The organism is Variovorax sp. dw_308, from assembly GCF_019207085.1.
In the GTDB taxonomy this organism is placed as follows: Bacteria; Pseudomonadota; Gammaproteobacteria; order Burkholderiales; family Burkholderiaceae_C; genus Variovorax.
In genome coordinates this window covers 89,909-103,330 of the sequence record NZ_JAATOM010000001.1, presented here as the reverse complement: position 1 = coordinate 103,330, position 13,422 = coordinate 89,909, and the positions used below count along the sequence as shown (strand labels likewise).

At 63.9% G+C, this 13,422-nt stretch carries 12 protein-coding genes; 4 read left to right on the top strand and 8 right to left on the bottom strand.

Annotated elements, in window-relative coordinates:
* Positions 1 to 7: 7 nt before the first annotated feature.
* A complete protein-coding gene (locus HCU76_RS00465) occupies positions 8 to 937 on the bottom strand; it encodes a branched-chain amino acid ABC transporter permease (protein ID WP_213954995.1) in 930 nt (309 codons plus the stop codon).
* Positions 938 to 1,180: 243 nt separating this feature from the next.
* On the bottom strand, positions 1,181 to 2,494 hold the full coding sequence (locus HCU76_RS00460; protein ID WP_213954996.1) for a replication-associated recombination protein A: 1,314 nt from the start codon (positions 2,492 to 2,494) through the stop codon (positions 1,181 to 1,183).
* 14 nt (positions 2,495 to 2,508) lie between these two features.
* Between HCU76_RS00460 and HCU76_RS00455 the strand changes: the two genes are divergently transcribed.
* Positions 2,509 to 2,751: a hypothetical protein gene (locus HCU76_RS00455; RefSeq protein WP_213954997.1), complete on the top strand. Its 243-nt coding sequence runs from the start codon at positions 2,509 to 2,511 to the stop codon at positions 2,749 to 2,751.
* Positions 2,752 to 2,872: 121 nt separating this feature from the next.
* Here HCU76_RS00455 and lolA read toward each other — a convergent pair whose 3' ends face one another.
* The 3 genes from lolA to HCU76_RS00440 all read right to left on the bottom strand — a co-directional run bounded on the left by lolA (position 2,873) and on the right by HCU76_RS00440 (position 6,717).
* Entirely contained in the window at positions 2,873 to 3,508 is a 636-nt protein-coding gene (gene lolA, locus HCU76_RS00450) for an outer membrane lipoprotein chaperone LolA (RefSeq protein ID WP_213954998.1), read from the bottom strand.
* A gap of 39 nt (positions 3,509 to 3,547) precedes the next feature.
* Complete coding sequence (locus HCU76_RS00445; protein WP_213954999.1) at positions 3,548 to 5,941, bottom strand: DNA translocase FtsK; 2,394 nt, start codon at positions 5,939 to 5,941, stop codon at positions 3,548 to 3,550.
* Between the two features lie 101 nt (positions 5,942 to 6,042).
* Positions 6,043 to 6,717 carry a Crp/Fnr family transcriptional regulator gene (locus HCU76_RS00440; protein ID WP_213955000.1) on the bottom strand — a complete coding sequence of 225 codons (675 nt, stop codon included), beginning with the start codon at positions 6,715 to 6,717 and terminating at the stop codon, positions 6,043 to 6,045.
* 162 nt (positions 6,718 to 6,879) lie between these two features.
* On the opposite strand from HCU76_RS00440, the gene trxB reads away from it, so the two are divergent.
* The 3 genes from trxB to rpmG all read left to right on the top strand — a co-directional run bounded on the left by trxB (position 6,880) and on the right by rpmG (position 8,578).
* A complete protein-coding gene (trxB, locus tag HCU76_RS00435) occupies positions 6,880 to 7,830 on the top strand; it encodes a thioredoxin-disulfide reductase (RefSeq protein WP_213955001.1) in 951 nt (316 codons plus the stop codon).
* Between the two features lie 329 nt (positions 7,831 to 8,159).
* Positions 8,160 to 8,393, top strand: a complete 234-nt coding sequence (rpmB, locus tag HCU76_RS00430; RefSeq protein ID WP_007830293.1) for a 50S ribosomal protein L28 — start codon at positions 8,160 to 8,162, stop codon at positions 8,391 to 8,393.
* 11 nt (positions 8,394 to 8,404) lie between these two features.
* Entirely contained in the window at positions 8,405 to 8,578 is a 174-nt protein-coding gene (rpmG, locus tag HCU76_RS00425; protein WP_007830291.1) for a 50S ribosomal protein L33, read from the top strand.
* A gap of 294 nt (positions 8,579 to 8,872) precedes the next feature.
* Here the strand turns inward: rpmG and HCU76_RS00420 are convergent, their stop codons facing one another.
* The 3 genes from HCU76_RS00420 to HCU76_RS00410 form a co-directional block, all read right to left on the bottom strand.
* Positions 8,873 to 10,087, bottom strand: coding sequence for a fatty acid desaturase (locus HCU76_RS00420; RefSeq protein WP_213955002.1), 1,215 nt, complete (start codon positions 10,085 to 10,087; stop codon positions 8,873 to 8,875).
* A 140-nt stretch (positions 10,088 to 10,227) separates the two neighbouring features.
* Positions 10,228 to 11,499, bottom strand: coding sequence for an RsmB/NOP family class I SAM-dependent RNA methyltransferase (locus HCU76_RS00415; protein WP_213955003.1), 1,272 nt, complete (start codon positions 11,497 to 11,499; stop codon positions 10,228 to 10,230).
* A 54-nt stretch (positions 11,500 to 11,553) separates the two neighbouring features.
* The gene (locus HCU76_RS00410) at positions 11,554 to 13,410 is read right to left on the bottom strand and encodes a M48 family metallopeptidase (RefSeq protein WP_213955004.1); all 1,857 of its coding nucleotides are present in this window, start codon (positions 13,408 to 13,410) and stop codon (positions 11,554 to 11,556) included.
* Positions 13,411 to 13,422: the final 12 nt, after the last annotated feature.

The window sequence follows — 13,422 nt, the reverse complement described above, 5'->3', positions numbered from 1 at the left end:
CGGCTCCTTATGCGCGGTCCGCCACACGTTCGCCAAGCAGGCCAGCAGGCCGCACGGTGAGCGTCAGGATCAGGATGACAAAGGCAAAGATGTCGCTGTGCTGGCTGCCCAGCACGCCGCCGGTGACGGTACCGAGATAGCCGGCGCCGATGGCTTCGATGAGGCCGAGCAGGATGCCGCCCACCACCGCACCGGCGAGGTTGCCGATGCCGCCGAACACCGCGGCCGTGAAGGCCTTGAGGCCGGGGCCGAAGCCCATGGCATGCTGCGCAATGCCGTAGTTGGACGCATACATCACGCCGGCGAGCGCAGCCAGCACGGCGCCGATGATGAAGGTCGCGGAGATCACCATGTCGGGCCGGATGCCCATCAGCGATGCCACGCGGGGGTTCTCGGCAGTGGCGCGCATCGCGCGGCCCAGCTTGGTGTAGTTGACCAGCCAGGTCAGGATCGCCAGCGAGATCGCGGTGAGCACCAGGATCATGATCTGCGTCGGCGATATCGAGGCGCCGCCGATGATGATCGGGTCGCTCGGCAGCAAGGTCGGGTAGGCCTTGTTGGTCGGCCGCCAGACGATCATCGCGATCGTCTGCAGCAGGATCGACATGCCGATGGCCGTGATCAGCGGCGCCAGCTTGGGGCTGTTGCGCAGCGGCCGGTAGGCCACCTTTTCGATCACGAAGTTGAGCGTGGCGGCGACCACGCAGGCAATGATCAGCGCGATGAGCAAGATCAGCCAACCCGGCATTCCGGGCGTGGCGTCTCGGATCAGGCCAATGATCGTCCAACTCGTCAACGCACCAACCATCAGCACTTCGCCGTGGGCGAAATTGATGAGGTTGATGATGCCGTACACCATCGTATAGCCCAGGGCTATCAAGGCGTACATGCTGCCGAGAACCAGACCGTTGATGATCTGCTGCAGCAATATTTCCATAAAGAATCCCTTTTTTAAAGCGCCTGTTGTCAGCGCCGCTCGTATTGCGCTGCACCGATCAGGTGCCATGCACGACTAGCAAAAAGTCAGCCAGCCTAATGAGTTGGCGACGGAGTGGGCGGGATTTTAGTCACGCTCATTCCCCGAATCGGTGCGCGCTTACCCGCGGATGTCCCTGCACCTTGGTCGGGATTTACTTCGCAATCTGCGCGCGGCGCTGGAAGACGGCCATCCGGTCAGCTTTCAATCAGCCTGGCCGTCGTTGAGACGGCGCAATTCGCGCAGCTTCTCGCCAATCCGAATCTCAAGCCCGCGCTCGACGGGCTCGTAGAAACGCTGGCCTTGCAATCCCTCGGGCAGGTAGCGCTCACCGGCCGCGAAACCGCCCTCCTCGTCATGGGCATAGCGGTATCCCTTGCCGTAGTCGAGCTGCTTCATGAGCTTGGTCGGCGCATTGCGCAGGTGCATGGGCACCGGCCGTGTGGTGTCTTGCTTGATCAACGCGCGCACCGCGTTGTAGGCCTTGTAGACCGCATTCGACTTGGGCGCCATCGCGAGATAGATGACGCATTCGGCCAGCGCCAGTTCGCCTTCCGGCGTGCCAAGTCGCTCATAGACCTCGGCGGCATCCAGCGCCAGCCGCAGCGCTCGCGGATCGGCCAGCCCGATGTCCTCGCTCGCCATGCGCACGAGCCGGCGCGCCATGTAGCGCGGATCCGCACCGCCATCGAGCATGCGCACGAACCAGTACAGCGATGCATCCGGGTCGCTGCCGCGCACCGACTTGTGCAGCGCGCTGATGGTGTCGTAGAACTGCTCGCCACCCTTGTCATAGCGGCGCATGCGCTCGCCGAGCACGCGCAAGAGCCATTCATCGCTGATCTGCGCCATCTTCTCGGCGGACGCCGCCACAGCCAGGGTTTCGAGCGTGTTGAGCAGGCGCCGCGCATCACCGTCGGCGTAGGCCACGAGCCGATCGATCGCCGTGTCGTCGATGCCCGGCACCGCATTGATCTGCTGCGCCCGCGCAATGATCTGCTTCAGGTCGTTGTCGTTGAGCGGCTGCAGCACGTAGACAGCGGCACGCGAGAGCAGCGCCGAATTCACCTCGAAGGACGGGTTCTCCGTCGTCGCGCCGATGAAGGTGAACAGCCCCGACTCCACATGCGGCAGGAAGGCATCCTGCTGGCTCTTGTTGAAACGGTGTACTTCGTCGACGAAGACGATGGTGCGTTGCTGCTCCAGTCCGTCGCGGGCGGCAACGGCGCGCTCGACGGCCTCGCGAATGTCCTTCACGCCGCCGAGCACCGCGCTGATGCTGAGGAATTGGGCGTCGAAGGCATCGGCCATGAGCCGGGCGATCGTGGTCTTGCCGGTGCCCGGCGGCCCCCAGAGGATGCAGGAATGCGGTTGCCCCGACTCGAATGCAATGCGCAGCGACATGCCCGGGCCGAGCAGATGCTGCTGGCCGATCACCGCGCCCAGGGTTTTCGGGCGCAGGCGCTCGGCGAGAGGTTGATGCGATGCCGCAGCAGCGGCTCTGGAATTGACGGCCATGGGATCATTTTGCGATGCCGCGCTACAAGAACCTCGAAGGAACTTCCGGCGTCGTCGCGTACGAATGCGCGCCGGGTGCGATCGCGGTCCGCTTCACCGATGGCGATGTCTACATCTACACGGATGCGAGCACGGGTCGCGCCACAGTGGAACAGATGCAGGCGCTGGCGCGAAGAGGTCGCGGCCTCAGCACCTTCATCTCGCGCTACGTGCGCGAACGCTACTTCGAGAAGGTGCCGCGCGAGGAAGGCGGCTGATACAACTTCGCGATCAAGCGCAGAACAAGGCGCAGCGCCGCAGACAGTGCTGTAGCACGGCAAGGCGATCCAGCGCAGTTGTGCGTTTGATTGCGAAGTCGTGTGAGACCGATAGCGCGGACTACTGCTTCAGCACGTCCGCGCCTTTGGGCACCTTGAAGTTGAAGGTGTCGGCGCTCAATGCCGGATTGACTTCGACCTTGCTGAACTTCAGCACCGAGCGCTGACCGAAGCTGTCAAGGATCTCCAGCGCCGAGAGGCTTTGCCCATCGAAACCGACGATCACGCTCTGCAACTGGCCATCCTTGTTCTTTGGCGTGGCCTTGACCCATTCAAGCCCGTCATGTGCAGGCGCGCCTTCGAGCATGAAGTCCGCCTGCAATGCGCGAAGGTCCGGTGCAGCCGCGATCACGGCCGCGGGTGTCGAACCCAGCGCCTGGGCCTGCGCCCGCTGCGTCACCTGGTTCAAGTCGGCGTCGTAGAGCCACAGCGTCTTGCCATCGGCCACGATCAATTGCGCAAAGGGCTTCTGGTAATCGAACTTGAATTTGCCGGGACGCTGGAATTCGAAAGTCCCGGTCGAGGTCTTGCTGCGCGGGGCCGCGCCGTCCTTGGACGGTGAAGTCACGGTCTGCGTGAACTCGGCGCGGCCGGACTTCACGCCCTTCACGAACGCTTCGAGGCTTTCCATGCCGCCGGCCCACGCGGCGCCTGCCGCCAACATCCAGCCCAACGCCACTGCCAACTGTTTCTTCATTCGACTTTCCTGTTCGCCAACTCGGCGATCAATCGGCGATCACTCGGCGCGCGCCGGCACCAGGATCTCGCGCTGGCCGGCGCCGCTCATCGCGCTCACCAAGCCGGCCTTTTCCATGTCCTCGACCAGGCGCGCGGCGCGGTTGTAGCCGATCTTCAGGTGGCGCTGCACCAGCGAAATGCTGGCCTTGCGGTTCTTGAGCACGACCTCGACCGCCTGGTCGTACATCGGGTCCTTCTCCGCATCGCCGCCGCCCTCGCCCATGAAACCGTCCTCGCCATCGACGGTTCCGCCTTCCAGCACGCCATCGATGTAGTCCGGCTCACCCTGCGACTTCAGGTAGGCCACCACGCGGTGCACTTCCTCGTCGCTCACGAACGCACCATGCACGCGAATTGGCAAGCCCGTACCACTCGGCATGTAAAGCATGTCACCCATGCCCAGCAGGGCCTCGGCACCCATCTGGTCGAGGATGGTGCGCGAGTCGATCTTGCTCGACACCTGGAACGCGATACGCGTCGGGATGTTGGCCTTGATCAGGCCGGTGATCACGTCCACGCTGGGACGTTGCGTCGCCAGGATCAAGTGGATGCCGGCCGCACGCGCCTTCTGCGCCAGGCGGGCGATCAACTCCTCGATCTTCTTGCCGACCACCATCATCAGGTCGGCGAGTTCGTCGATGACCACCACGATGTGCGGCTCGCGCTGCAGTGGCTCCGGCGATTCGGGTGTCAGGCTGAACGGGTTGTAGACGAACTCCTCGCGCGCCTTGGCCTCGTCGATCTTGGTGTTGTAGCCTGCAAGATTGCGCACGCCCAGCTTGCTCATGAGCTTGTAGCGGCGCTCCATCTCGGCCACGCACCAGTTCAGGCCGTGCGCTGCCTGCCGCATGTCGGTCACCACGGGCGCGAGCAGATGCGGAATGCCTTCGTAGACCGACATTTCAAGCATCTTCGGGTCGATCATCAGCAGGCGCACGTCGCGCGCCTCAGCCTTGTAGAGCAGGCTCAGGATCATCGCGTTGATACCCACCGACTTGCCCGAACCGGTGGTACCGGCCACCAGCACGTGCGGCATCTTGGCCAGGTCGGCCACCACCGGATTGCCGATGATGTCCTTGCCCAGACCCATGGTCAGGAAGGACTTGCCGTCGTTGTAGATCTGTGAGCCCAGGATCTCGCTGAGCTTGATCGACTGGCGCTTGGCGTTCGGCAATTCGAGCGCCATGTAGTTCTTGCCCGGAATCGTCTCGACCACACGGATCGAGATCAGCGACAGCGATCGCGCCAGGTCCTTCGCCAACCCGACGATCTGCGAACCTTTTACGCCCGTCGCCGGTTCGATTTCGTAGCGCGTGATCACCGGCCCCGGCGAGGCCAGCACGACGCGCACCTCCACGCCAAAGTCCTTCAACTTCTTCTCGATCATGCGCGAGGTCATCTCCAGCGTGTCGGCCGAGACAGTCTCCTGGCGCACCAGCGCCGCGTCGAGCAGATCGACCTGCGGCAGCTTGCTGTCAGGCAGTTCGCGAAACAGGGGCTTCTGGCGCTCCTTGGCCACGCGATCGCTCTTGGGGACGTCGGCTACGGCCGGCTCGATCTTCACCGGTGGCGACGCCGCCCGGCGCTTCGGTCTCGGCTCGATCCGCAATTCCTCGTCGGGCGCTTCCACGCCATCGGGTTGTAGCGCGCGCTCGTCGGACGTCAGTTCGCGCCGCTCGCGCACGGCCTTCTTGCCCAGTGCGATGTCTTCGGCAATCTCGCGCTTTTCGCGGCGCGATTCAAAGAGTGAGTAGACCCTCGCGCCGATGCGTTCGGCCAACTGGCTCCACGAGAAGCGGAACACGAGCGCCGTGCCGATCACGAGCACGGCGATCGCGATCAGCGCCGAACCCGTGAAGCCGACCCACTTGACGAAGAACGGCCCCAGTACGGTGCCCAGCACGCCACCGCCGTGGCCGCCCGGCAGCCGGAATTCCTGCGAGTACAGGCGCGACCATTCGAGCACCGCGCTGGCCGCCAGCAGGAGCACCAAGCCCACCCAGAAGGCGATGCGGCTGCGATTGAAACGCCCCGGCGGCGGTGCATCGGGCGCCCCCGCCTCGCCGCCGCGCAGCCAGGAGGCCAGCGACGAAAGCCAGACGCGTACCCCGGCGGCAAAGCACCACCAGATGGTGAAGCCCGCAAGGAAATAGCTGCCGTCGGCCAGCCACGCGCCGAAGCGGCCGCCCCAGTTCTTGATGTCGCCACCCGTGCCCGATGTGGACCAGGCCGCATCGGACGAGGTGTAGCTGAACATCGACAGCAACCAGAACAGCAGGACGGCAAAGCCGGCGATCAGGCTGATTTCTTGCGCGAAGCGCATGGCGCGCAGGCGAACCGGCTGGCTGTCGGCCGCCGACGAAGAGTGGAGTGTGTTCAACGAATAGGTCATGCAGTAGAGAGCGCCTGCGCCGCACCAGCACGCAGGCAGCAACCCATGACGATAACGGAAACTGGCGCGGCTGCGTTGTCAGTCCGGCGCCCGCAACACCATCAGGTGAGCGAAGAGAGACGGTCCTTGACGATCATCGAGCCATCTGGCTGTGTCTGGACGAAGCCCCGCTCTTCCAGATCCTTCATGACGCGGCTGACCATCTCGCGCGACGCGCCGACCATCTTGGCCAAGTCCTGGCGCGAGATCTTGTCGCGCACCTTCAGGTTGCCGGCACCGTCGTCGACTGCGAACTCCAGCAAGGAGCGGGCGACACGGCCGTAGACGTCCATCAGCGCCAGGGATTCGATCTTGCGGTCCGCATGGCGCAGCCGCCCGACCAGGCCGCGCATGATGTTGTATGACATCGAGGCGTTTTCCGGGAGGCAACGCGAGAAGGCCTCACGTCCCAGCGTGAGCACGTCGGTTTGCACTTCAGTGCGCACGGTCGCGGAATGGGGCTCGTCGTCGATCAGGCTCATTTCGCCGATATAGTCGCCCGGGTGCAAGGTGGCCAGGATCACTTCACGGCCACGGCTGTCGGTGCTCATGACCCGTGCCCTGCCGGTAAGGATGATGTAGAGCGCATCGGATTTCTTGCCCTGCTCCACTACCACCTCGGCACGCTTGAAGCGCTTCTTGATGATCGCATCCGCAATGCTTGCCGATTGCGTGGGCGTGAGCGCGGCGAAAAGCGGCACTCGCCTCAACAATTCAAGATTCGAAAGCATCGACATTCATTAACCCCCGTAGGCCCGCGTCGCATCCCCAATTCCATGGATTCATACAATCGCGCGCATTGAAAACACCATCCCGCGCGGTGAGTCCGAACGGTGGTACTTTTGTTTATCACCCCAAAATGTACACGCTAAGACCGTGTAATTCATAGGCTTTCTATCATGTCTTCCACTCAACACGCCAAGGTCCTGATCCTTGGCTCCGGCCCTGCCGGCTACACAGCGGCCGTCTACGCGGCCCGCGCCAACCTGCAGCCCATGCTGATCACGGGCATCGCACAGGGCGGACAACTCATGACCACCACCGAGGTCGACAACTGGCCCGCCGACGTGCACGGCGTGCAAGGCCCGGAACTCATGCAGCGCTTCCTGGAACATGCGGAGCGCTTCAAGACGCAGGTGGTGTTCGACCACATCAACAAGGTCGATTTCAGCAAGCGCCCGTTCACCCTGACCGGCGATAGCGGCACCTACACCTGCGACGCGCTCATCATCGCCACCGGCGCGTCCGCCAAGTACCTGGGCCTGCCCTCGGAAGAGACGTTCATGGGCCGAGGCGTTTCGGGTTGCGCCACCTGCGACGGCTTCTTCTACCGCGAACAGGAAGTCTGCGTGGTCGGTGGTGGCAACACCGCCGTCGAGGAAGCGCTCTACCTCTCCAACATCGCGAGCAAGGTCACGCTGGTCCACCGCCGCGACAAGTTCAAGGCCGAGCCGATCCTGGTCGACAAACTCAACGAGAAAGTCGCCGAGGGCAAGATCGAGCTCAAGGTGCACAACACCCTCGACGAGGTGCTGGGTGATGCCTCCGGCGTGACCGGCATCCGCGTGAAGAGCACGCTGAGCGGCGCCACCGAGGACATCGACCTCAAGGGCTGCTTCATCGCGATCGGCCACCATCCGAACACCGACATCTTCGAAGGCCAACTCGACATGAAAGGTGGCTACATCGTGACGCGTTCCGGACTGCAGGGCTTTGCCACGATGACCAGCGTGCCCGGCGTGTTTGCGGCGGGCGACGTGCAGGACAACATCTACCGCCAGGCCATCACGAGTGCCGGCACGGGCTGCATGGCGGCGCTGGACGCGCAACGCTTTCTCGAACAAGAGTAATTGCGCGCCCCGCCAGGACTGCGCGTCACTTCGCTACGCGTCTCCCACCCCTATCGTGGGCAATACCAGCAGCCCGGCATAGTTCTGCGGTGTTTCCGGCAAATTCGCGGGCCCGCGGAAGGCACGAGGCCTGCGAGCGCCCAGCATCGCCGGGGGTTTCGCGCTATAATCTTTGGCTTTGCTGAATTTGACGCCTTGGCGTCGTTGCGGCAAGCCGGGGTACCGCCACCCGATTCTTGGCGAGGTCAAGCTGCAAAACACCCCGCGACGCCCTGTTGCGAGAGCCTCCCGGTTCATTGGGTGCCAGCTGTTCATGAAAGAGTGTCCACATGGCACGCGTATGTGACGTAACGGGCAAGGGCCCGATGGTCGGGAACAACGTTTCCCACGCCAACAACAAAACCAAGCGCCGGTTCCTGCCGAACCTGCAATACCGTCGTTTCTGGGTCGAAACGGAAAACCGCTGGGTTCGCCTGCGTGTTTCGAGCGCTGCCCTGCGCCTGATCGACAAGAACGGCATCGACGCCGTGCTCGCAGACCTGCGCGCACGCGGCCAAGCTTAAGGAGCTGAATCATGGCAACGAGCAAAGGCGGACGCGAAAAGATCAAGCTGGAATCCACCGCGGGTACCGGCCACTTCTACACGACCAGCAAGAACAAGAAGACGATGCCTGAAAAGATGTCGATCATGAAGTTCGACCCCAAGGCGCGCAAGCACGTCGAATACAAGGAAATCAAGCTGAAGTAATTCGGCCTGTTTGTTTCCCAAAAGCCCGCTGTGATCCAGCGGGTTTTTTGTTGCCCAGGCCTTTTCGCCGTCCCATGAAGCAACGCTCGACTTTCTTGACTCCAGCTCCGGTCGACAAGGCATTGCCTTGTCGACTTGTTCGCTTGATTGCTTGATCCGCGGAGCGACTGGGGCCGGGGCCGGGCCGCGGCTTGAAAGCAAGGTAAATGGCGCGCAGCAAAAAGCCGGCGCTGGGCCGGCTTTTCTGGGCAAGGGCAGCGGTCGTGCCGCTTCGCTTGCGTGTCTTCTCGCCTGTCAGCCGCGCGCAGCGCGCAGGCGAATCGAGAACTCGCGCAGGGCAGCGATGCCACTGGCTTCCGCACGGCGGCACCAGCCTGCCAGGTCAGCCGCGAGTTGCTCACGAGACTGCGTGGTGTTGAGCCAGAGCTGGCGCAACTCTTCGCGCATCGTGACCATCTTGTCGATCACCGGAGACGCGGCACGGGCCTGCACCAGGTTCGGACGGGCATCCGCCGGCACCTTGTCGTCGTCGCGATGCAGCCAGCGATTGGCCGCCTTCAGCACCGACAGGTCGGCGCCCTTGGCCTTGAGCTGGGCCAGTTCATCGTTGACGGTACGACGCATCTGGCTGGCATAGCCGGCCATGACTTCGTATCGGTTGGCGATGACTGCCTCAAGCGTCTTCTCGTCGGCCACGGGCTGGATGTCGCCAATCAGCATCTTCGGCGGAACCTTCTTGACCTTGGCCCAGCCGATCTTCTGCATCATCTGGATGTAGACCCAGCCGATGTCGAACTCGTACTTCTTGACCGAGAACTTGGCCGAGGTCGGGTAGGTGTGATGGTTGTTATGCAGCTCTTCGCCGCCGATCAGCAAGCCCCATGGCGAGATGTTACGGCTGGCGTCAGGCGCCTCGAAGTTGCGATAGCCCCAATAGTGGCCGATGCCGTTGATGACGCCGGCGGCCGTGACCGGGATCCAGAGCATCTGGACCGCCCACACCGCCATGCCGAGCGCACCGAAGAGCGCCAGGTTGAGCACCAGCATCAGGCCGACGCCCTGCCAGCTGTAGCGGCTGTAGAGGTTGCGCTCGATCCAGTCGTCCGGCGTGCCATGGCCATAACGGTCGATGGTTTCCTTGTTCTTCGATTCCGCGCGATACAGTTCGGCGCCGCGCCAGAACACTTCGTCGATGCCCTTGACTTGCGGGCTGTGCGGATCGTCCACGGTTTCGCATTTGGCGTGGTGCTTGCGGTGGATGGCGACCCATTCCTTGGTCACCATGCCGGTGCCGATCCACAGCCAGAAGCGGAAGAAGTGCGACGGGATCGGACCCAGATCCATGGCGCGATGGGTTTGCGTGCGATGCAGGAAGATGGTGACCGCGGCAATGGTGATGTGCGTGGTGGCGAGCGTGTACAACACGATTTGCCACCATGTGAGGTCCCACAATCCGTGTCCGAGCCAGTCGATGGCCGCGCTCAGAACGGCAGAGTCAGGAAGCATCATTGATTTAATTACTCCGTAGCCACACGAAGGTGCGGCTTGCTTGGTAGCCTTCTATTTTAAGGGTTTGTGCCCAAAAAAGGGGCTAAATCCTTGATCTGTCAGACGTTTCCCGCGTCTTTGGGGTTACTTCCCTAACACGGCTACTTGCGCTCCCACACCGCCGCAAAGAAGCCGTCCGTCGAATGAACGTGCGGCCAAAGGCGCAGGTAACGCAGGCCGGAGTCGCCACCTGAGCACAGGTTGGCCGCGTTTTCCACCTTGAGGCCGGCGAGCAGTTCACCTGCCTCCTGCACCATGAAATCCGGGTTGGCCGCGGAGAACGCCTCGGCGATGGCCTCGTTTTCCTCCGGCAGTACGCTGCAGGTGGCATAGATCAGCCGGCCGCCAGGTTTGAGCAGTCGGGATGCGCTTTGCAGGATCGCTGTCTGCTTGGCCGTCAATTCAGCCACCGACTTGACCGATTGACGCCATTTGAGGTCGGGATTGCGACGCAGGGTTCCAAGCCCGGAACACGGCGCATCGACCAACACGCGATCGATCTTGCCGGCGAGGCGCTTGATCCGATCGTCGCGCTCGTGCGCGATCGCTGCCGGGTGGACGTTCGACAGCTTGCTGCGTGCCAGCCGCGGCTTGAGCGCGTCGAGACGGTGGGCCGAGGTGTCAAAGGCATAGAGGCGACCGGTGTTGCGCATGGAGGCGCCGATGGCCAGCGTCTTGCCACCGGCGCCAGCGCAGAAATCCACGACCATCTCGCCGCGGTGCGCGTCGAGCAGCAGGGCGAGCAACTGGGAACCTTCGTCCTGCACCTCGATGGCGCCGCGGGCAAAAGCGTCGATCTTGTTGATGGCCGGCTTGCCGTCGATGCGCAGGCCCCAGGGGGAAAAGTGCGTGGGCTTCGCGGCAATGCCAGCCAGCTTGAGTTCCTTCTGCACATCGGCGCGCTTGTCGTTGAGCATGTTGACGCGCAGGTCCAGCGGCGCAGGTTGCTGGAGGCTTTGCACCAACGGCCAGAAGCCGTCGCCGAGTTGCGCTTTCAGCGGGTTCACGAGCCATTCCGGCAGGTTGTGACGATGGCGCTCGAGCAGGTCCGCCTCGTTGACCGCGTCGCAGTTGTCGAGCCAGCGCTTCTCGGTGTCGTTGAGCGCGCTTTTCAGGAAATCGCGCGGTCCATGAAAGCCGAGGATGGCCATGCGGCGCTCCTTGGCGCCACTGCCCGAAGGCGACAGGTGGTCGAACAGAAGCTTCTTGCGCAGCACGGTGTAGACGGTTTCGGCCAGTGTGGCGCGCTCGCGCGGACCAAACTCCCGGTGCTCGCGAAAGAAGCGCGAGACGACAGCGTCAGCGGGATGATCGAACTTGAGGACGAGGCCGACCAGATCGGCGGTCGCCTCCAACAGGGCTTTGGGATGCATGGGGCGATTGTCCCATTGCGACCCGTTCGCCCCGCTTTCCGCGGATGGGTGATGTCAGAGGCCGCGGGCCCAGACAGGTTCGAAGGCCTGGCGCTCGATCTCGTCGAGCGTGGGCGAGTGGCCGGCCCAGAGCACCAGCGCCGTTCCGGGAAGGCTGGCCGTGCGTTCGAGGGAGCGGCACAGGTCGTAGCGATCGCTGTCGTCCATCTCTTCGGGCAGTTGGAGGAACACGATGTAGCAGCGCCGCCAGGGGAACTCGCGCAGGTTCTTGCGCACCACCCATGCCGTCTGGATCGGTTTGCAGCGCACGAAGTCGGCGCGCAGCTCTCCCAGCTCGAAATCGCTGAGGTCGTGCCGCGCGATCTGGCTGAAGTACTGCGTATCGACGACCTCTTCCCACGCGCGCGTCTCGGCATCTTCCGCATCCTTGCGGCGGGCGCGCCAATGCTTCAGCGCGATGGCATCGTGCGGCCCACCGTCGGGGTTCTCCAGCAGGCCGACCGCGTGTTGCGCGGCCCACCAGCGGCTGGGCGCGTCGGCGGCATGCAGTTCCTCGAGCAGCCGCAGGCCGCCTTCCCGGTCATGCACCGGCAGAAGCTGGATCAGCCCGCGCAGCGCGCCGGCATGGTTGGGCGTGAGGGCCAGTGCGCGTTCGTAGCGGTCGCGCACCGGTGCGTTGCGGTCGAGCCGGCGTTCCAGGTCGGCCCATTCGACCATCTCGTCGGCGCTGTGACGTGCCGCACCGGCGGCCAGCACCGCGACGCGCTCGCGGATGCGACCCAGCCAGGCGCGGTGCTGCTTCCAGTCTTCTGCATGGCGCAGGCACCATTGGCGATCGAAATGGGCGATCCAGCGTTCCGGGTCCGCAAGCAGGTGCAGCGCGGACTTGGCCGACCACGACGGCAGTTCCGGCCGCCGGTCGAAGGCTTCCAGGCGGTCGCGCAGTGCCGGGTGCGTGTCGTCGATGTCGCTCACGCGGCTCAATACATTGCGCAGGGCCTGGCTCGCAAAAGCGGGCGCCGGCGCCCCGGCCATGCGCTCGCGCAGCGCGACGAAGGGTCCGACCACGACGTCGTCCTTCGCAGCGCGTGCCCAGTGCTCGGCCCAGAAGTGATCGGCATACCACTGGCCCTTGATGGCGATCTCCGTCAGCGCATAGGCCGCGACCTTGCTGCCCAGCAGCCAGGAGGAGATGCGGTCGGCTTCATACTCGTCCTGGCGGGCGAGCGCGAAGGTGCGCGCCGCAAAGCGCGGGAAGTACCAGCGGAAAAAGGCCTGCGATGCCAGCGCCATCACGCCTTCGTCGCGTTGCAGGCTGGCGTCGAGTTTCAGCCACGACAGGCGCGTTCGGTAGATCCACGCGCTGAGGCGACCGTGGTTGCCGCGCAGGTGGCCGTATTCGTGGGCCAGCACCGACAGCACCCGGCGCCGGTCCAGCGCCATCAGCAGCGGCAACCCGACGCACAGGCAGTTGACCGCGCCGCCAAAGATCCCGTAGCGCGGCGTCTGGCGGATGCTGGCGTTGAACTGGTCGTCGACGTAGACCTCGTGGATCGGCGGGCCGCCGATCTTGTGGCGGATGCGATCGAGCGCCTCGAACAAGCCTGGGGCATCCGCGCGTTCGAGTCGCATTCCGTCCGGCGCGTCGAAACGCACCCACAGCGCACGCAAGGTGACCCAGAACAGGCCCGCGCCAAACGCCAGCGCCCACAGTCGGCCGACGTGGAATCTTCCATGGACCACCGAGCCGAGCGCCCAGGCGAACACGGCCAAGGCGAGCACCAGGCAGGCGATGACCCACAGGTAGCCGAGCGCCGCGAACAGCGCCACGCCGCGCCGGTAGCGCACACTGTCTTCCGCGCTGGCATGCTCGCTCAGCCGGACGAGGTGAATGAAATCTGCCCGTTCCACAAACCACTTTCA